Below are 18,771 nucleotides of genomic sequence, written 5' to 3'. Positions count from 1 at the left end.
GGTGTATTTAATGTATTTTACTGTCGCCAGAAGATTCTTAAAATCGACTTGCGCGCTGCAACTAATTCGGCTTAAATGTGTTACCCATGTCTGGATACACCCGTTACCTATGTCCCACGTCTAAACAGCGACGCAAAAAAAGTGAGTAGTTGCCGGTCTACCACCGGCCCCAAGCCTTGAATTTATCATATCGGTTGATGAATTTAAGCCTTCGCAATATCGTCTTGGGAGCTAGAAGTAAGTCAAAACCAGTTGATTTAATGCTGGGTTTTGAATTGCTTTCGGAGTTGATTTTTAGATCAGTAGGCCGGTGGTAGACCGGCGGCTACCTGCCTTTTTTGCGTCGCCAAAAAAGGTAGGCCAAAAAAGGCGACCACGCTATTTCGGAAACCCCGATGAATTTACGGATAAATGGGAAAAGTTCGAAACTCGCCTGTGGCTCAGACAGCGAACCTTTCTGATCCATTTATCCGTAAATTCATCGGCCGAACTAGAAGTGGAGGTAGGTCAAAAACAACTTCAAAAGCAAGGTCAAAAGCAACTTCAAAAGCAAGGTCAAAAGCAACTTCAACTTCAACTTCAACTTCAACTTCAACTTCAACTTCAACACCAGCAATCATCTACCAGCGCAGCGCGTAACATCGTTTTAAACTCAAGAACCTTCTTTTAACAACCTCAATAAAGCCGCCGTATCCAGCTTGGCCGACGCATCGCCGCCTTCTAATAAACTATCGGCCAAATCACGTTTTTGTGCGTGCAGCGCGATGATTTTTTCTTCAATCGTTTGTTGTGCGACCAAGCGGTAAATCGTTACTGGGCGCAGTTGTCCCATACGGTGAGCGCGGTCGGAGGCCTGGTCTTCTACAGCGGGATTCCACCACGGATCAAGGTGAATTACGTAATCTGCGGCGGTGAGGTTTAGGCCTGTGCCACCGGCTTTTAAGCTGATTAAAAAGATGTCGCCTTCACCGGCCTGAAATGCGTCGACGCGTTTTTTACGTTCCACAGCGGGAGTGCTGCCATCTAAATATTGGTAGCTAATGCCTTTTTCTTCCAACCAGGCGCGTACGATTGCCAGATGATCGACAAATTGGCTGAACACCAGTGCTTTATGATTGTTGTCTAATAATTCCTCTGTTACTTCGGCAAATACCGCTAACTTACTGCCTGCGACGTTAGAATTTTTCATCACCAATTTAGGGTTGCAGCAGAAGCGTCGCAGCTTGGTAATTTCTGCCAATACCTGCATCGACTTGCCGTCTTCCGGCTTCATATTGGCAATTTTTTCCAAAGACTCCTGACGCAACGCTTCATACATATGGCGTTCTTGCTCGGATAACTCAACCTGTAAAGTAATTTCAGTCCGTGAAGGGAGTTCGCTCAAGACCTGGGTTTTAGTGCGCCGTAAAATAAACGGTTGAATTAAACGTTTTAAATGGCTGCGCGCTAATTTGTCGCCCTTTTCAATCGGGGTGCTGAAGCGTTCTGCAAACCGATCTTTGGAGCCTAATAAACCGGGATTAATAAAGCGGAATAAATTCCATAATTCCCCCAAATGATTTTCTACCGGCGTACCGCTGGCGATGATGCGGAAATCGGCTTTTAATGCCATAGCTGCCTGACTGCGTTTGGTGGCAGAATTTTTAATGACTTGCGCTTCATCGAGCACAACTGTGTGCCAATCTGGTTGGGCAAAAGCTTCGGCATCTTGCTGCAACATGCCGTAACTCGCAATCACCAAATCAAATGCGCCTAAATCATTCAGCGAGCGATTTTGGTGATAAGCGCGCACGCGTAAAGTCGGTGCAAAACGTGCTACTTCGGCTTGCCAATTCATCGCTACCGAAATCGGCGCCACGACTAATGCTGGGCCAACGGGTGCGCGCTCTAGCAGCACGGCCAAAGTCTGCACAGTTTTACCTAGGCCCATATCGTCGGCCAAACAGGCGCCCACGCCCCAGTACGCCAAGCGTGACAGCCACTGATAACCTTCTAGCTGATAATCACGTAACTTGGCTTGTAAGGTGGATGGTAATTTTGGTACATAGTCAGCCAGTGAATTTAGCTTTTCTACTTGCGCTTGCCATGCAGCGTCGGCTTTTAAGTCGCCAGCTTCGTCGGCTAATTCGGCTAGTAAAGGCGCGGCTAAATGATTGACGCGTACGCCGTCTTTGCCACTCGGTTCGGATAATGCATTGAGCTCCTGTAAGCGTTTTTTAAAGCTATCAGTCAGGGCTAAAAAGTGATTGTCGCCTAGCGGTAAAAAGCGTCCGGTGGCACCATCGACCAAGTGCAAGAGTTCACGCAAAGCCATTACTTTGCCATCGTCTAATTTGATTTCACCACCAGCTACAAACCATTCACCTTGTTTTTTTATGGATAAATTGAGTTGGCTCAGACTGCGGGTAGCTTTGATACGGAAACGTTCGCCTTCAGGCCAAACCAGTTCTAAACTACCGTTAGATTCAGCTTTAAAAGTACTTAATTGGCTGAGTAATTCTAAACAGGTTTCCGGGTGTCCAAATTCCCATTCTTGTCCATTCTGCTCGGCTTGATTCAACGCGGGGCAATTTTTTAATACTGCATTTAATTGAACTTGTTCTGTTTCTAAACTGCGGCTGGCTTGCACTGTTTTACCTTGATGTTCACCTAGCACGTTGACAGAGCCTTTGCCCGGCGTCATCCAGCTTCCTTCCGGTAGTGGACGCATTAAAAATTGAACGCGCAAACCTTCTTTGAGCGGTAGTAAATGTGCATACAGTGTTGTGTCAGCGGGAATGCTATCTATGTGCTGAGCTAATTCAGGCAGGTCGGAATGAATCGCTAAATGCGGTGCAATCGCTGCAATCACCGCGACTAATTGTTCTTTGGCATTGGATGGCACAGAAAGCCCTTTTCCAATAATGCCGGCAATTTGTTTGAGCTCCGGATTGCTAGGATAAACCACCAGACGAGTGGGCGTTTGCTTACGCCAGATAACGGCTTCATCGGCATTCATGTCCGGCTCTAGTTGCAAGCTGATGGTGCTGCCGTGCTGTTTCATAGTCAAGGCAGGTTCACCTTTGAGTATGTCGATTTTAACGTCGGGCGCATCTAGCCAATACACGGCTGGATGACCGATTAAAAATGGCAAAGCTTTTTCGCCGTTTAATTCATAGTCGCTTCCGCCGTAATAGTTGTCGTAGGATTTCTTGATGCAGGTTGCGATTTTTTTATCTTGTTCAATAATGCCGGGCAAACTGTCTTGCTCGTACGAGAGCCGTTTCAGTGCCACTGGCCGACCTTTGCTCCACACACCTTTGGCACTGCGTTTTTGCTCACGCGGTTCTAAATTAACGTAGTGCGATTCGCATTCTAAAAACCAGGCAATCCGGGTGTCTGCGCCGGATTGGGCTGCTGTTTTTAATTGTGATAAAGCTGATAAAGCACGTTGCCATGCTTCTTCGCGTTGTAATGCCATGCATAGCGGTTTAAGTTGATGAGCTTGATGCCAACCGTGGAACTGCTCAGGTTCATTAAATTGCGCGTTGCAGAGTTGGTCAAGTTCTGCCGCAACCCACATATAACCGTGTTGTTGGCTGAGCGCGCTCAAACGTTGCAGGTTGCGCCGATCTGTTTCGGTGACTGGGCAATCTTGCCAAAAATAGGCCAGTCGTACAAAAAAATCATCCAGACTTTGATGGTAGTTGCCATTGGATTTGGTGCTTAAAGGCGTGCCGCGCATCAGGTGTTCAATGAGCGGTTTAATAGCTGGATAAAATTGTGATTGTCGATGTTTACTACCTTCATCGCATTGCTCTTTAGCGAGCTTTAAATGTGCTGGCGTATTGTTCGCCAATTGGGCTGCACTATAAAACAGGCCGGCCAGATCGGGAATGAATAATTTTCGCTTGCCGGTTATTTGTTTGTTCGCCGTATGGATAATGCTAAAAATTTCTGCACTGGTACTGAAATCACCTTTCAATAATTTACTGATCGCTAATGGATAGCTTGCGCCTCGCATTTGCGGGATCAACTTCTGTAACAGCGCATCTGGTTCGCCACGCAAAATAGCTTGTGTGCAAATTGCTTCCATTAGCAGGAACTCGTTTTTAAATACGGTTTCGCTCTGCTCTTTGGCGTAGTGGTACGCGCTTGTGCAATCTTCCAGCATCCAGCTAGCTGCTGCAAATAAATCAATTAATAACTGCGCTTGTAGATTTGGTTTTATGTGCGTGAATAATTGAGCCCCTGCTGGCGTTGCAAATAATTTTTTGGCGGGTAAATCATCATAGGTGTTTGCAAATGCAAAAAATTGAGCGCGCCATTGTCCAAATCTCGGCAAATCATCAATCAACACGGAAAACAGCATTTCGCGTTGGCAAAACAAGCTGGTCGGCGTCGCCCAAGTTGAGTATTCCCTATTTCTATTTAAGAATTCTTGAACCTCACGTATCCAGCGCACTAATTCATTAGTTTGTAATAAATGCAGAAAAACGGCATGGCTTACTTCCTGTGTCGCCTGGTAGCCAAAACCGGGTAGGAAGCCGATTAAGCCGAGCTCCGCTAAAGTGGCTACAGAAGTTTTGATGTTGACGGCATTGAATTTTTTCGCAACGCCCTGTGCCGCTAACGACGATTGTAAAAAATCCAGTAATCGGCTTTGCGAAAGTGGCATTTCCCATAAGGCTAATGCGAATAAGACAGGCAGTGTGTCAGCGGGGATTTCGCTGTGTATGTGAGGAATTTTTTGCATGAACGATCTGGAGCCAGTTTTGTTAGTGTTGCATGATAAATGATATTTGAACTAACTGAACATTAGACCGACCTCAAAAGCCCTATTTTTCAATCAGTCGGGTGACGATTTGTTCTACAATACGAGCTTATTTTTATTGTTAATTTCATTGCTAGGAACCTATTATGGCCGTTAATTCTCCGCTCCCCATTGCTTCCCAACTGCATCCAGTGGCGGGTATTCAACTTGGTTTTGCCCAAGCCGGTATTCGCAAGGCAGATCGTAAAGATCTGTTAGTGATGAAATTAGCACCAACTGCCACCGTGGCTGGCGTATTAACCGCCAATCGATTTTGCGCTGCGCCTGTACAAGTTTGCAAGGCACATTTATCGGGTGCCTCTATGGTCTCAGGTGCGCCAATTCGTGCTTTGGTGATTAACACCGGCAACGCCAACGCAGGTACCGGGGTAACTGGTTTAGTGGCTGCCAATGCAACTTGTAGCGCATTAGCGGAGTTATTGGAGTGCGAGCCGTCCCAAGTGTTACCGTTTTCAACCGGTGTGATTTTGGAGCCGCTGCCAGTAGAGCGTTTAATTGCCGGTTTGCCTGCAGCGATTGATAATTTGAAAGAAGATAACTGGTACAGCGCGGCCGAAGCCATCATGACGACCGACACCCAGCCTAAAGCAGCGTCGCGCCAGGTGAAGATTGGTGAGCACACCATCACATTGACTGGCATCAGCAAAGGTGCGGGCATGATTATGCCAAATATGGCGACCATGTTGGGCTTTTTGGCGATGGACGTTAAAGTTGCGCAGCCAGTGTTGGAGCAGTTAGTCAAGCAAGCGGCTAACCGTTCTTTTAACTGTATTTCTATCGATGGTGACACGTCAACCAATGATGCCTTCATGTTGATCGCTACCGGCGTTTCCGACTTGGAAATTACTGATACAGACTCACCGGAATATGCTGCGTTAATGGCGGCGGTAGTGAGTTTGTCGCAACAATTAGCACAAATGATCGTGCGCGATGGCGAAGGCGCGACCAAGTTCATGACTGTGACCGTAGAGCAGGGGCGTGACGTGGAAGAGTGCCGCCAAATTGCGTATTCGATTGCTAATTCGCCGCTAGTAAAAACCGCATTTTTTGCTTCCGATCCTAATTTAGGGCGCTTGTTAATGGCGATCGGTAAAGCTGGTGTGCATGATTTGGATGTCGGACAAGTCGATTTGTATCTGGATGATGTTTTGGTGGTGAAGCATGGTGGGCGCAATCCCGATTATCAAGAAAGCGATGGTCAGCGCGTGATGAAGCAAAGTGAAATTGTGACCCGCGTTTTGCTGGCACGCGGCACAGCCCGCGCAACGGTATGGACCTGTGACTTGTCGCATGAATATGTGACGATTAACGCGGATTACAGATCGTAATGGAGCAACTAGAGCATTTTCTACGCCGTGCTGAAAATTTAATCAGCCGGGTAGAAGCTTTATTACCTCCTGCAATACAAGCGCCAGACTGGGAACTGGCCAGCGCATTTAGCTGGCGCAAACGTAGTGGGCGCGGTTATCTGCAGGCCGTGCGCCATGTAGCGCCGATTCAGCTGGATGACCTGCATCAAATTCAGATCCAAAAACAGCAAATTGAACAAAATACTCGCCAGTTTATAGCTGGTAGGCCTGCGAATAATGTGCTGCTTACCGGTGCGCGTGGTACGGGAAAATCTTCCTTGATTAAAGCCTGTTTAAATCAATTTTCCGAGCAAGGTTTGCGCTTGATTGAAGTTGATAAAGATGATCTGGTTGATTTGGCTGAGATCGTTGAATTGGTGGCGCTGCGCCCTGAAAAATTCATTATTTTCTGTGACGATTTATCGTTTGAAGAAGGTGAGCGCGGTTATAAAGCGCTGAAGGTGGCATTGGATGGCAGTATTTCAGCGCAGTCGGATAATGTTCTGATTTATGCGACGTCTAATCGCCGTCATTTACTGCCGGAACGCCACTCGGATAATAGTAGTTATCATCGTAGCGAAGACGGTGATTTGCATCCTGGTGAAACGGTAGAGGAAAAAATTTCATTGTCGGAGCGGTTCGGTTTATGGGTTTCTTTTTACCCATTCAAGCAAGAAGATTATTTGGATATTGTGGCGCATTGGCTTAGCAAATTGGGATGCTCCGCAGATCAAATTGAAGCAGCACGACCTGACGCTTTACGCTGGGCTTTGCAGCGCGGTTCGCGCTCTGGCCGCGTCGCTAATCAGTTTGCACGTGCTTTTGTTGGTGAACATGGAATCTAAATTGATTAATAAGTCAGCTATAAAACCAGCACCAATAGATGTTGCAGTTGGTATCTTGATTAAACCAACTGGCGAAGTCTTGATGGCGCAACGTCCCGTGGGTAAGCCGTATGCCGGATACTGGGAATTCCCCGGCGGTAAAGTCGAAACTAATGAGGCGATTTTGTCGGCGCTGGTGCGCGAATTTCAAGAAGAGTTAGGTATAGAAATTAACCCCGATCAGGCGCAACCGTGGTGTGGTTGCGATTATGTTTATCCACACGCTCATGTGCGTTTACACTTTTACCTATGCCGCGACTGGCACGGTGAGCCGCGCGGCTTGGAAGGCCAGCAATTAGCATGGCAGGGCGGCGCAATCGACGTGCAACCGATATTGCCTGCCACTATTCCTTTGCTTGAATGGTTGCTGCAGGCTTGTTAGCTTGTTTCTGCTTTATCCCCTTGTTTCTTCTTCTATTATCTTCGTCTATTAATTTGAATACGGCGCTGTAATGTCCTTAACTGTGTCATACAGCCGTCATTCAATCGTCATAAATAAACACTACACTGCAACGGCTTTTAATTCCAACTACCTACTTCACTAGTCGCCAGTAGCTGAGTTAATCGCCTGCACTTAGTGCGCATTGATGATCCAATCTGAAGATATTCAACTAGGGAAAATTAAAATGAAAAAAACATTAAAACAGCGAACGGCGGTACATAGTTCGTTACGTAGCTCATTGCGTTGTTCAGCCCTTGCAATGATGGCCGCCTCCATGTTCTGCGCTGTATCAGCACAGGCACAAACTAGCCAGAATTTAGTGGTTAATGGTAATGCAGAAGCCGGTGCTTGCACCAATGACTGGAGCGCTGTAACTACGGTGCCGGGTTGGAACGTAATCAGTGGTAACCCTTCTATCGCTTGCTATAGCATCGCTAGTTTTTCTACTCCAAATTCGGCTGCTAACGGTAATGCATTTTTTGCCGATGGTCCGTATGGTGATTCAAGCATGTCGCAAACTGTGAATTTAGCGTCGGCAGCGAGCGCCATTGATGGCGGCTCGGTCACGTTTAATTTATCCGCATGGTTAGGTGGCTACACCGTGTATTCCGGTGCCGGTGTTGTTACGGTTACTTTTTACAACGCTGCAGGTCAGGCATTAAGTGGTGGCACACAATTGTCCGGTGATACACCGACCGCACGTGGCTCGGTGAATAAATTTTTAGCTACGTCCGGCACGGGTTATGTGCCTGTTGGAGCACGTTCGGCGCAAGTATTGGTGCAGTTTGTAAATACCACTGGTGTGACCTATAACGTCGGTTATGCCGATAATATTTCGTTGACGCTGTCTACACCGGTTACACCTGCGGTTCTGACGCCGCCGGTTTCAGCAGTTCCAGCATTTGACCACGTATTTATGGTCATGATGGAAAACACTAGCTACAACCAGGTCATTGGCAATACCAGTAGCGCACCGTTTATTAATAGCCTGGCAAATCAAGGAACTTTGTTAGCTAATTACAGCGGCGTATACCATCCTAGCGATGAAAATTATATGGCGATTGCCGGTGGTAATACCTTCGTGCAAGGCGCAATTTACTTCCCGAATATTAAGGTGACTTCGAAGCACTTGGGTGATCAGTTGGAAGCCGTTGGCAAGACATGGAAAGCTTATGAGCAAGGTATGGGTAGCCCGTGTAACCTGACTACCAATAACGATAAATATTATGAACCGGATGATGCGCCTTTCATCAACTTCACCAATATTTCTGGCAACCCGACTCGTTGTGCGGCGCATTTATTTGATACCACGCAATTGACTACCGATTTGGCTTCCGCAGCAACGACGCCTAACTTTTCTTGGATCGCGGCCGATGATTATTATGACGGCGAAGCCTCAGGTAACGGTTCTACCACTAGTTTGCAAACGCAGGATGGCTGGCTGAAACAAACCTTGCAACCGATTTTTAATTCGCCGGCTTGGAAGAACCAACGTTCTTTATTGATTTTGACTTGGGATGAATCTAGCGTTTCTGGTACGAATCATGTTGGAACTATTTTGGTTGGCTCGAACGGTTTGGTTAACAACACGATCAGCAATACAAGTTACAACCATTACAGCGTTGGCCGCACCATTGAAAGTGCGCTAGGCATAGCGCCAATGACTGCCAATGATCAATATGCGACACCGATCAATGACGCTTTCGTGGTAGCACCTGCGGTGACACTTACAGCATCTACGACCAGCATCAGCAGTTCTGGCAGCATAGCGTTTAATTATTCGGCACCGCCAGTTTCACAAAATAGCACTAACTGGATAGGTATCTACCCAGCCGGTGCTGTGCCGGGTTCAGGTAGTTCAACAACTTGGCAATATGTCCCCAACCCGTCAGGTCAGGCAACGTTTTCGGGATTGTCTGCGGGAAGTTATTTTGCCGAGTATTTTTATAATGGCGGATACACAGCGCTGTCGGCGCCTGTGGCATTTACTGTGACGCCATAAGCTTGAGGAATGGGCGCAGCTGCATTGCGCCCATCTTATCTTCTGTGCCAGAACACCCTGCTGTCGCGGGGGGGGGGCGTGATGCATGCATCACGCCAGAGTCACGATTTATCCCTACAGGGACAAATTTTTAACGAGCAATTAAGCTTTTAATATACGAGGGTATGTATTTTACTAAGTTGAGGTATTAGTAAGTAATTGCAGCGGAGATAAAATATACTGTCGAAAATTAACGATTTCATTGCTCTAAGAGCGATTGAGTACGTTAGGTTTTTAAAAAATAAGGGAAAGTATGTGAAAAAGACTTAATTTTACCGAATTAAGGTCAAAACTAACGTCATTTCTCTTCATCTTGCAGGTCGTCCGGTTCTGGCGCGGTGCTGGTGATGACATAACTTTCTTCTGCCCAGGCACCTAAATCAATTTGTTTGCAGCGTTCAGAACAAAATGGGCGGTACGGATTCTTGGTGTCCCAAACGACTTTTTTACTACATTGTGGGCAATCTACTATCATTTTGTATCTACTTAAGGTATTTAAAAATTACAAAGCGTCAGTTCAAAAGGCACTTCACTCTCAAATGCGCGCGGTTTTAACGTGCCGTCTTGCGACATAAACCGCACCCATAACATGTATTTGTTAGCGGAAATTTCAGGAATTGCCCCCAAGTTTGCATCAAGGCGCAAGCGAATCATTTGATAAACTTTGCCTTGCAACATTTGTTGGTAGCTACCAGCCTGGGCCAGCATCTTGGTGGTATTGCCAGATTCACGCAATAAGCGTAACGCCATCGAAATAGCTTCAAACAACGGCACTAACGGCGCAAACCAGTGCGCTATATCGGCACGTCGCTGCTCTGCGCTATTGTTTTGCCAGGCGTAATAGGACGGAAGATCAAATTCACATGCGCCACCAGGAATAATAGTCCGGCCCCGGATGCTCATCAGCCATTCATTTTCACGAATATTTTGCCCTGATTTACCTTGGCAAGCCATCAGTGCGGCATTAATTCGATTAATGTCTTCAATAATAGCGTTTAGCATATCGGTTGCCACATTGGGATTGGATCGAAATCCCAGTAATGTTTGCTTTTGTCGCTCTAGTTCTTGTAAAAGATCAGATTTTAAGTCCGCACGACCAGCTACTTCGAGCATTTCAAAAATCAATGAGAGTGCAACGTGATGCTGGTATGGATGGTCCTGCTGTAAAAAAAAAGAGAATTTTTCATACAGGTCTTCCAGTCGCAATAACGTGCGAATACGCTCGTTGAACGGGTATTCGTAAACAATCAAAGTAGTTTCCCTGTAAAAGTTGTCAGGCGTCGATCTGGCCTTACTTGGTACTTTGTTGAACCTAATATACTAACTATTGGAATAGTGAGTTGTTGCGTTGATATTCCAAATTAATTTACGTGATTTTGAACCAAGCTGAGAGAAATTACAAATACTCTGTTTGATTTGCTGAAGATAATTGACAGTACAGTTGGTGCAAACGATCAATTTCGGGGATTAATGCCTCGAAAGCACCTTGATTTTGGATGACATCGGTGGCAACTGCCAAACGCTGTGTTCGGGTAGCCTGCTGTGCCATGATGGCTTTCACTACCTGTTCAGATAAGCCATCACGTTGCATGACCCGTTGCATTTGTAATTCTTCATCGCAATCGACGACTAAAATCCGCGCCAGCTTCCAATGGCCTTTTTCCACTAGCAGTGGCACGACATAGATGATGTACGGACCTGTTGCGAGCTTTGTTTGCCGCGCTACTTCGGCGCGTATCATCGGGTGCAAAATAGCTTCAAGCCGTAATTTTTGGCGTACATCAGAAAATACCAGCGCACGCATTTTGGCGCGATCCATGGCACCTTGTGGGCTAATTATGTCATTGCCAAAGGCAGCTTGAATTGCTGTAATGGCGGTGCCGCCAGGGGCTGTTAAGCTATGTGCGATGGCATCAGTATCAATTACGGACGCACCACGTTCGGCAAAACCATTCGCAACACTGGTTTTGCCGCTCCCAATTCCACCAGTTAATCCGATTAAAAATTTGCCAGTAGCGATGTTGGTGGTTTTTTGTTGATCGACAGCCGAACTCATATCCAAACTCACAGCACAATACCTAAATATTTTTGGGTGATCAATTGACCAAACGGAAGCATAACTAGTCCAGCGATGGCGAGATAAGGGCCAAATGGCATCGGAATATCACGCCCGCGTTTGGCGAACCAAATCAGGCTGAGTCCAATAATGGCACCTGCTAAAGAGGAGCATAGGATAATGACCGGTAAGACAGTCCAACCACACCAGGCACCAAGAGCTGCCAGTAATTTAAAATCACCATAGCCCATGCCTTCTTTGCCGGTAACTAGTTTGAATATCCAATAGATAGACCAGAGTGATATATATCCAATGGCAGCACCAAGCACAGCAGAATTCAATGAGCAAAAAACGCCTTGGGTGTTAATTAATAAGCCACACCACAGTAACGGTAACGTTAAATCATCCGGCAGTAGTTGAGTATCAAAATCAATTAACGCCAATGCGATAAGAAGGTAGCCAAATACCAGGCTGGAAATGCCTGCTAATCCTGTACCAAAATGCCAAACCAAGCCAAATGAAACGAGTGCGGTCAGCATTTCAACTAAAGGGTAGCGCATGGAAATTGGCGTTTTGCAGCCAGCACAACGTCCACGCAGAGCGATAAAACTGAGTACTGGGATATTTTCAATCGCGCTAATTTTATGCCCGCATTGCGGGCAAGCAGAGCGTGGCAGCATTAAATTAAACATATCTTGGTGTGGTAATTCATGGCCGCTTTGCTCTGCAACGTAATTATCAAAATCACGTTGCATCATTTTAGGTACGCGGTAAATCACGACATTTAAGAAGCTACCAATTAACAATCCGAATAGGCCAGCGATCAAACTCGCTGGCAAATTTCTGGCTGCAACAATATATAAATCAAATATCATCCGACTACGGCACCCAGTTTGAAGATTGGTAAATACATGGCGATGACTAGTGCGCCGATGATAACGCCCAAAAACACCATAATGATCGGTTCCATTAAGCTGGAAATAGAGGCGACCGCTTCATCCACTTCTTCTTCATAAAAATCGGCGACTTTTCCTAACATCGCGTCCAGGGAGCCAGATTCCTCTCCAATGGACACCATTTGTGTCACCATATTCGGAAAAACGTTCGCGTTTTGCATCGCAATCGTCAAACTGGTTCCTGAACTTACCTCAGTTTGTATTTTAAGGGTGGCATCTAGATACACCGCATTACCTGCCGCACCACCAACAGAATCTAACGATTCAACTAACGGCACACCTGCAGCAAACATGGTTGCCAGCGTGCGGGTCCAGCGTGCAATGGTAGCTTTGCGAATTATTTCGCCAAAGATTGGCAACTTTAACAAGAGCCTGTCCATCATTCGTTGTACTTCTAAAGAGCGTTGCCAAGCCTGGAAAAACAAATACAGTCCACCAAAGGTGACGCCAAAAATGAGATACCAATACTTAACAAAAAACTCTGAAATCCCCATGACAACCAGGGTAGGTGCAGGTAAGTCAGCGCCAAAACTTTTAAATACATCTTTAAACGCTGGAACCACCCAAATCATAATGACGGAAGTAACCACAAACGCGACAGCAATAATCGATACAGGATAAAACAATGCGCCTTTAATTTTGGCTTTAATAGCAACGGTTTTTTCTTTGTAAATAGCTAAGCGCGTCAGTAAATCTTCTAAAATACCAGCCTGTTCGCCTGCGCCGACCAAATTGCAAAATAGCGGATCAAAATAAAGCGGAAATTTGCGGAAAGCTTGGCTCAAACTGGTTCCTGTTTCCACATCGCCACGAATATCAAGAATTAATTTGGAAACCGACGGATTGGAATGACCTTTACCTACAATATCGAACGATTGAAGTAATGGTACACCGGCTTTCATCATGGTGGCTAACTGCCGGGTAAACAAGGCAATGTCTTTTTCAGTCACTTTTTTGCCGGTAGCAAAGGATTTCTTTTTTACTTTGGTAACTAAAATACCTTGTCGACGCATGGTGGCGCTGACAATAGTTGCACCACTAGCACGCATTTCACCGCGTACGCTCTTACCCGTTTTATCCCTACCTTCCCAACTAAAGACGAAATCTTTAACGGTGCTTGATGCTTTGTTCTGGGCAGTTGCCATAGTTATTCCCTGAAAACAGTCTCTGTAATGGTGATTAATCGTTATTTATGAGTTGGTACAGCCTAAAACTTCTTCAAGGCTGGTTAATCCCTGTTTGACCTTCATCAGGCCAGATTCGCGTAGCGTCCTTACACCTTCGCTTTTAGCTTGATTTTCAATATCCAGCGCGCTGCCGTGTGCCAAAATAATCCGTTCAATTTCTTCGGTAATTGGCATTAGCTGGTAAATGCCAACCCGGCCTTTATAGCCGGAACCACTACAGCGCTCACAACCAACCGGTTGATAAGGAGTCCATGTTCCATCGAGCATAGACTCTTCAAATCCGGCATCAAGCAAGACTTGGTCTAAAATATCAATTGGTTTTTTACAGGTGCAGAGTCGGCGCGTTAAGCGCTGTGCGGTAATAAGAATCACTGAAGACGCAATATTAAATGGCGCAACTCCCATATTCATTAAACGAGTCAGCGTAGATGGGGCATCATTAGTATGTAGCGTTGAGAACACCATGTGTCCAGTTTGTGCCGCTTTAATGGCGATATCGGCAGTTTCCAAATCGCGAATTTCACCCACCATGATCACATCAGGATCTTGCCGTAAAAATGACTTTAGGGCGACCGGAAAACTTAAACCAGCACGGTCATTAATATTGACCTGATTCACACCTGGTAAGTTAATCTCTGCCGGATCTTCGGCGGTGGAAATGTTAATGCCAGGCTTATTGATTACGTTCAAGCAGGTGTATAACGACACCGTTTTACCTGAACCGGTTGGGCCTGTCACCAATACCATGCCGTATGGACGCTGAATTGCGTTCATAAGAATTGCTTTTTGATCTGGGTCATAACCTAAAGCATCAATCCCCATTTGTGCTTGTGACCCATCTAAAATCCGCATAACAACTTTTTCGCCAAACAAGGTTGGCAATGTGCTGACCCGAAAATCAATGGCGCGTGTTTGCGACATCATCAATTTCATCCGGCCATCTTGCGGGACCCGTTTTTCTGAAATATCCAGGCGCGATAAAACTTTAATCCGAGAAACGAGTTTTTCTTTAATGGCTAACGGAGGTTGGGCAATTTCACGCAATTCACCATCAACACGAAAGCGTATCCGATAAAATTTTTCGAACGGTTCAAAATGTAAATCGGATGCGCCCATATTAATGGCATCCAACAAAATTTTATTCAAAAATCGAACCACTGGCGCATCGTCGACTTCAGTTGTTGCAGCTTCGGCGGCGGCTGCGCCAGCATCAGCTTCACCAAAATCGATATCCATTTCGTCGCCAATGAGCTCATTCAGATTTTGCTCTGAAGATTTGGCAAGTTTGTCGAGTAAGCTGACCAATAAATCATGTTGCACAATAATTGGCTCAACAATAAGTTCGGTCTGAAACTTAATTTGATCTAATGCTTGTACATTAGTTGGATCTGAAATAGCGATGGAGACTTTATTGCCGCGCTTGGCCAATGCAATAATGCGTTGCGTTTGCATTAGTTTGTGGTCAACAATTTTTTCAGGAAAAGAGCCAGGATTAAATGCATCGATATCCATGAGCGAATAGCCAAATGTCTCGGAGCAAAAAACGGCTAATTCACGCGATTTGATGTAACCACTTTGTAGTAATGCATCGATAAATGGCGTCTTATCAATCTGTGTTTTTTTGATAATTGGATCAAGCTGAGCCATGCTCAAACGATTGGCTTGTAGAAGTGCGCGCGCCAAACCCGACATCGGGTTTTGCGACAGTGGGTTGTTAATCACTTCAGCCATAGTATTTCAATCCTGAATTAGTTTTTAGAGACTTGCGCAAAACCGCCGGCGTCGCCGCATCTTCTTGCCGTACTAAAGTGCTGGCAGCAAAGATGTGCCTTGCTGGGACAGTTATGCGTAAGTCCTATTTTTAAGGGATGATGCATTGTAGGAGCTAATTTGTAAAGACTTGCCAGCCGACTTGATGCTGAATTGTTGATTTGAAGTAACTAAATGATTCAGTTCAACTGTTTTTCATCATTTTTGCTGATAAATTTTTACAACTTTAATTGCTTGATTTTGTACTTGAATGATTTCAACAACACAGTTTTTAATTTTGAGACTGACTTGAGCCTCAGGAATATCTTGCAAAATTTCAAGCAACAGCCCATTTAGTGTTTTAGGGCCATCAATAGGAAAATCCAAATGCAACCTTTTATTAATATCGCGCAAGGTTGTAGTACCTTCCAAAACGCATTGGCCTTGCTTATCCCAATTAAATGCATCAGCACGCGCGTCACCTGGCACTGACGTGGTGAATTCGCCAATCATTTCTTCAATAATGTCATCCAGCGTCACCAATCCTTGTACTTCGCCATATTCATCAATAATAATACCAAGTCGCTCACGTTTTTCCTGGAAATATTGAAGCTGTGTAAACACGCCGGTATCTTCAGGAATGAAGTATGGTGGGGTGAGTAGTTGGCGAAAATCTTGCGTGGTTAATTCATGCTCTTGATTGAGCAGGGCAATTGCTTTGCGTACATGTAAAATACCGATGATGCGATTTATTTCACCTTCGTAGACGGGTAATTTACTGTGGTAGCAGGTAGTTAGTTGATGTTTAATGTCCTCGACAGATACCGAAAAATCGAGCGCCTCAATTTGTGATCGGGGAGTCATTACATCTTCAACCGAGATACTTTCCAAGTCAAACAAATTGAGCAAAATGCTTTTATGTTTTTGTGGAATGAAATTCCCACCTTCCAAGATCATTGAGCGTAATTCTTCCGGCGATAAACGCGCTTCTTGCACTGCATTTCCGGTTTTAATTCGTAATGTTTTTAATAATGTGCTAACGAATAGATTAACAAACCACGTAACTGGCAACCCTATCGTCATCAGGGGTTTTAAAATAAAACTGGCAGGTAGGGCAATTCTTTCCGGGTAGGTTGCACCAATCACCTTAGGCGAAATTTCTGCAAAAACAATTAATAAAAAAGTAACTGTAGCGGTAGCAATGGTGATGACAGTATCATTATTTCCAAATGTTGAAATAGCAATCACAGTCACAAGTGCGGTAGAAAGTGCATTGAATAGGGTGTTTGCAATTAAAATAACAGCAAGCAATTTTTCGACGCGGTCGAGTAACCAGAGTGTGGTGATGGCGTTTTTGTTGCCGCGTTTAGCTAGATGGCGTAGACGATGCCGATTGGCTGCCATTAAGGCGGTTTCGGTCATTGAAAAAAATGCTGAGCAAAGAATGAGCCCAGCAAGTGTTAGTACTTGTACCCAGAGTGGAATACTATTCACGATGGCTTTGGATAGTCGCGGTGAAAGTGAGTGTGGTTAACCGTTTTAAATAAGTTTTCAATGGTTTTTAATGATTGCGATCGATGGAAAAGCGCGCTAACTGTATTAGAGAATCTTTATAGTCGCTTTCAGGCAAATGCGTCAACGCTTGTATTGCCCGGTCGCTTGCTTGTTCAGCTTGAGCGCGGCTATATGCTAAGGCACCAGATTCGGTGATAGCACTTAAAATTTCATCGAACTTGCTACTATCGCCATTTTCTATGCACTGACGAACCAATTCACACTGATGCTCAGTACCATGCCGCATTAAATAAATTAATGGCAAGGTTGGCTTACCTTCGCGAAGGTCATCGCCGACATTTTTTCCAATGTCCGCTGCGTTACCAGAATAATCCAATACATCGTCGATTAACTGGAATGCGGTTCCGAGTGAGCGGCCATATTCCGCGGCAGCTTCTATTTCTGCCTCATTTGCACCTGCAATGAGTGCGCCTAATCCTGTTGCCGCCTCAAACAACTTAGCTGTTTTAGAGCGTATCACTTGAAGATAGCGCTCTTCAGTGACATCGGGATCATGCATGTTGAGTAATTGCAACACTTCGCCTTCGGCAATAATGTTAGTTGCATCAGCCAAAATTTCCATGATGCGCATGCTTTGCAATTCAACCATCATCTGGAATGAGCGTGTATATAAAAAATCACCCACCAAAACTGACGCTGCATTGCCAAACAATGCATTGGCGGTTTTTCTGCCGCGTCGTAATGAAGATTCGTCAACGACATCATCATGCAATAAGGTCGCAGTATGGATAAATTCAATGATGGCTGCTAAGTTGTGATGCGCTGTTCCCTGATAACCATGCGCGTTAGCGAATAACACGGCTAACACAGGGCGGATGCGTTTCCCACCTGCGTTAATAATGTATTCACCAACTTGATTTACCAGGGGAACCTCAGATTGTAGCTTGACACGAATGACCGTATTTACGGCGTCCATGTCGGCAGCAATAGTGGAGGTAATCGAATTTTGTGTTTGTGGGATTGTGGTGGCTGACAAAGCGTAACCTGCAAAAAAAGCGTGATGGGCGAAATTATACGATGCTTACTCGTGAAAAAAACGATTAGATGAAAATTTTGACATGAATAAGAACACATTTTGTTGCTGAGCAGCATATACGTAATGTTGCTTATGGGGAAAATAATTATCCTGCTTGACAATAAAAAGGATTTGCCATAATTGATTTTGACTGTTTTCTATGGATTGTGTATAATCTAGGGCTTCCTTCCATTTTGGGTGGGCTTATATTAGTGCTAGCTGTAGTAATGCAGTGGTGTCGCGGTGCTTGGTACAGGCTAAGTCAAGGTAGTTGGATTTTAAAAGATTTTTTCATTTTTTTTGATGAGGTTTCATATGTACGCGGTCATAAAAACCGGTGGCAAACAATATAAAGTTGCTGCTGGCCAAAAACTTAAAATAGAACAGATACCTGCAGACATCGGCTCCGAAATCACCATTGACCAAGTGCTCGCAGTGGGTGCTGGAGATACTCTGAAGGTTGGAGCTCCATTGGTTGCAGGTGCTACGGTGGTGGCTACGGTAGTGGCGCATGGTCGTCACGACAAGGTAACAATTTTCAAGATGCGTCGTCGTAAGCATTACCAAAAGCATCAAGGCCATCGCCAAAATTACACCGAGTTGCATATCGTTTCAATTAACGGTTAATAGTTTTTTATTAACCTAAGATTAAGTCAGTATCTGATAGCACTTTGTTCGCAACTGATTTAGCTTATTTTCAGCAT

At 45.1% G+C, this 18,771-nt stretch carries 15 protein-coding genes; 5 read left to right on the top strand and 10 right to left on the bottom strand.

What is annotated here, in order from left to right; genetic code table 11:
* Positions 1 to 440: 440 nt before the first annotated feature.
* On the bottom strand, positions 441 to 620 hold the full coding sequence (locus S2091_RS24130) for a hypothetical protein (protein WP_165795048.1): 180 nt from the start codon (positions 618 to 620) through the stop codon (positions 441 to 443).
* A 32-nt stretch (positions 621 to 652) separates the two neighbouring features.
* Positions 653 to 4,735: a DEAD/DEAH box helicase gene (locus tag S2091_RS19760; protein ID WP_105533686.1), complete on the bottom strand. Its 4,083-nt coding sequence runs from the start codon at positions 4,733 to 4,735 to the stop codon at positions 653 to 655.
* Positions 4,736 to 4,899: 164 nt separating this feature from the next.
* Between S2091_RS19760 and argJ the strand changes: the two genes are divergently transcribed.
* The 4 genes from argJ (at position 4,900) to S2091_RS19740 (ending at position 9,490) form a co-directional block, all read left to right on the top strand.
* Positions 4,900 to 6,141, top strand: a complete 1,242-nt coding sequence (gene argJ / locus S2091_RS19755; RefSeq protein WP_105533685.1) for a bifunctional glutamate N-acetyltransferase/amino-acid acetyltransferase ArgJ — start codon at positions 4,900 to 4,902, stop codon at positions 6,139 to 6,141.
* The gene (locus S2091_RS19750) at positions 6,141 to 7,007 is read left to right on the top strand and encodes an ATP-binding protein (protein ID WP_105533684.1); all 867 of its coding nucleotides are present in this window, start codon (positions 6,141 to 6,143) and stop codon (positions 7,005 to 7,007) included. Before argJ ends, S2091_RS19750 begins: the two co-directional genes overlap by 1 nt.
* On the top strand, positions 6,997 to 7,428 hold the full coding sequence (locus S2091_RS19745; protein WP_105533683.1) for an NUDIX domain-containing protein: 432 nt from the start codon (positions 6,997 to 6,999) through the stop codon (positions 7,426 to 7,428). Before S2091_RS19750 ends, S2091_RS19745 begins: the two co-directional genes overlap by 11 nt.
* Before the next feature lie 244 nt (positions 7,429 to 7,672).
* Complete coding sequence (locus tag S2091_RS19740) at positions 7,673 to 9,490, top strand: alkaline phosphatase family protein (protein WP_165795047.1); 1,818 nt, start codon at positions 7,673 to 7,675, stop codon at positions 9,488 to 9,490.
* 337 nt (positions 9,491 to 9,827) lie between these two features.
* Here S2091_RS19740 and S2091_RS19735 read toward each other — a convergent pair whose 3' ends face one another.
* The 8 genes from S2091_RS19735 to ispB all read right to left on the bottom strand — a co-directional run bounded on the left by S2091_RS19735 (position 9,828) and on the right by ispB (position 18,028).
* A complete protein-coding gene (locus S2091_RS19735; RefSeq protein ID WP_105533681.1) occupies positions 9,828 to 10,004 on the bottom strand; it encodes a DNA gyrase inhibitor YacG in 177 nt (58 codons plus the stop codon).
* A 20-nt stretch (positions 10,005 to 10,024) separates the two neighbouring features.
* Entirely contained in the window at positions 10,025 to 10,780 is a 756-nt protein-coding gene (zapD, locus tag S2091_RS19730; protein WP_105533680.1) for a cell division protein ZapD, read from the bottom strand.
* A gap of 145 nt (positions 10,781 to 10,925) precedes the next feature.
* Entirely contained in the window at positions 10,926 to 11,585 is a 660-nt protein-coding gene (coaE, locus tag S2091_RS19725) for a dephospho-CoA kinase (RefSeq protein WP_105533679.1), read from the bottom strand.
* Between the two features lie 8 nt (positions 11,586 to 11,593).
* Positions 11,594 to 12,460 carry a prepilin peptidase gene (locus S2091_RS19720; protein ID WP_105533678.1) on the bottom strand — a complete coding sequence of 289 codons (867 nt, stop codon included), beginning with the start codon at positions 12,458 to 12,460 and terminating at the stop codon, positions 11,594 to 11,596.
* Entirely contained in the window at positions 12,457 to 13,686 is a 1,230-nt protein-coding gene (locus S2091_RS19715; RefSeq protein WP_105533677.1) for a type II secretion system F family protein, read from the bottom strand. The genes S2091_RS19720 and S2091_RS19715 overlap by 4 nt, the downstream gene beginning before the upstream one ends.
* A 45-nt stretch (positions 13,687 to 13,731) precedes the next feature.
* Positions 13,732 to 15,459, bottom strand: a complete 1,728-nt coding sequence (pilB, locus tag S2091_RS19710) for a type IV-A pilus assembly ATPase PilB (RefSeq protein WP_105533676.1) — start codon at positions 15,457 to 15,459, stop codon at positions 13,732 to 13,734.
* Between the two features lie 237 nt (positions 15,460 to 15,696).
* Positions 15,697 to 16,971, bottom strand: a complete 1,275-nt coding sequence (locus S2091_RS19705) for an HlyC/CorC family transporter (RefSeq protein WP_105533675.1) — start codon at positions 16,969 to 16,971, stop codon at positions 15,697 to 15,699.
* A 67-nt stretch (positions 16,972 to 17,038) separates the two neighbouring features.
* The gene (gene ispB / locus S2091_RS19700) at positions 17,039 to 18,028 is read right to left on the bottom strand and encodes an octaprenyl diphosphate synthase (RefSeq protein WP_105533674.1); all 990 of its coding nucleotides are present in this window, start codon (positions 18,026 to 18,028) and stop codon (positions 17,039 to 17,041) included.
* Positions 18,029 to 18,382: 354 nt separating this feature from the next.
* Here ispB and rplU point away from each other — a divergent pair, with 354 nt between their 5' ends.
* Entirely contained in the window at positions 18,383 to 18,694 is a 312-nt protein-coding gene (gene rplU, locus S2091_RS19695) for a 50S ribosomal protein L21 (RefSeq protein ID WP_105533673.1), read from the top strand.
* Positions 18,695 to 18,771: the final 77 nt, after the last annotated feature.

It is taken from the genome of Solimicrobium silvestre, from assembly GCF_002976435.1.
GTDB lineage: Bacteria > Pseudomonadota > Gammaproteobacteria > Burkholderiales > Burkholderiaceae_D > Solimicrobium > Solimicrobium silvestre.
The sequence above is the reverse complement of the archived record's forward strand: the minus strand, read 5'-3'. Positions and strand labels throughout refer to the sequence as shown.

Coding starts and splice junctions, on each gene's coding strand:
- S2091_RS19760 (WP_105533686.1), bottom strand. CDS start 4,735: ATGCAAAAAATTCCTCACATACACAGCGAAATCCCCGCTGACACACTG.
- argJ (WP_105533685.1), top strand. CDS start 4,900: ATGGCCGTTAATTCTCCGCTCCCCATTGCTTCCCAACTGCATCCAGTG.
- coaE (WP_105533679.1), bottom strand. CDS start 11,585: ATGAGTTCGGCTGTCGATCAACAAAAAACCACCAACATCGCTACTGGC.
- S2091_RS19715 (WP_105533677.1), bottom strand. CDS start 13,686: ATGGCAACTGCCCAGAACAAAGCATCAAGCACCGTTAAAGATTTCGTC.
- rplU (WP_105533673.1), top strand. CDS start 18,383: ATGTACGCGGTCATAAAAACCGGTGGCAAACAATATAAAGTTGCTGCT.
- S2091_RS19745 (WP_105533683.1), top strand. CDS start 6,997: ATGGAATCTAAATTGATTAATAAGTCAGCTATAAAACCAGCACCAATA.
- S2091_RS19750 (WP_105533684.1), top strand. CDS start 6,141: ATGGAGCAACTAGAGCATTTTCTACGCCGTGCTGAAAATTTAATCAGC.
- S2091_RS19740 (WP_165795047.1), top strand. CDS start 7,673: ATGAAAAAAACATTAAAACAGCGAACGGCGGTACATAGTTCGTTACGT.
- pilB (WP_105533676.1), bottom strand. CDS start 15,459: ATGGCTGAAGTGATTAACAACCCACTGTCGCAAAACCCGATGTCGGGT.
- S2091_RS19735 (WP_105533681.1), bottom strand. CDS start 10,004: ATGATAGTAGATTGCCCACAATGTAGTAAAAAAGTCGTTTGGGACACC.
- S2091_RS24130 (WP_165795048.1), bottom strand. CDS start 620: ATGATTGCTGGTGTTGAAGTTGAAGTTGAAGTTGAAGTTGAAGTTGAA.
- S2091_RS19720 (WP_105533678.1), bottom strand. CDS start 12,460: ATGATATTTGATTTATATATTGTTGCAGCCAGAAATTTGCCAGCGAGT.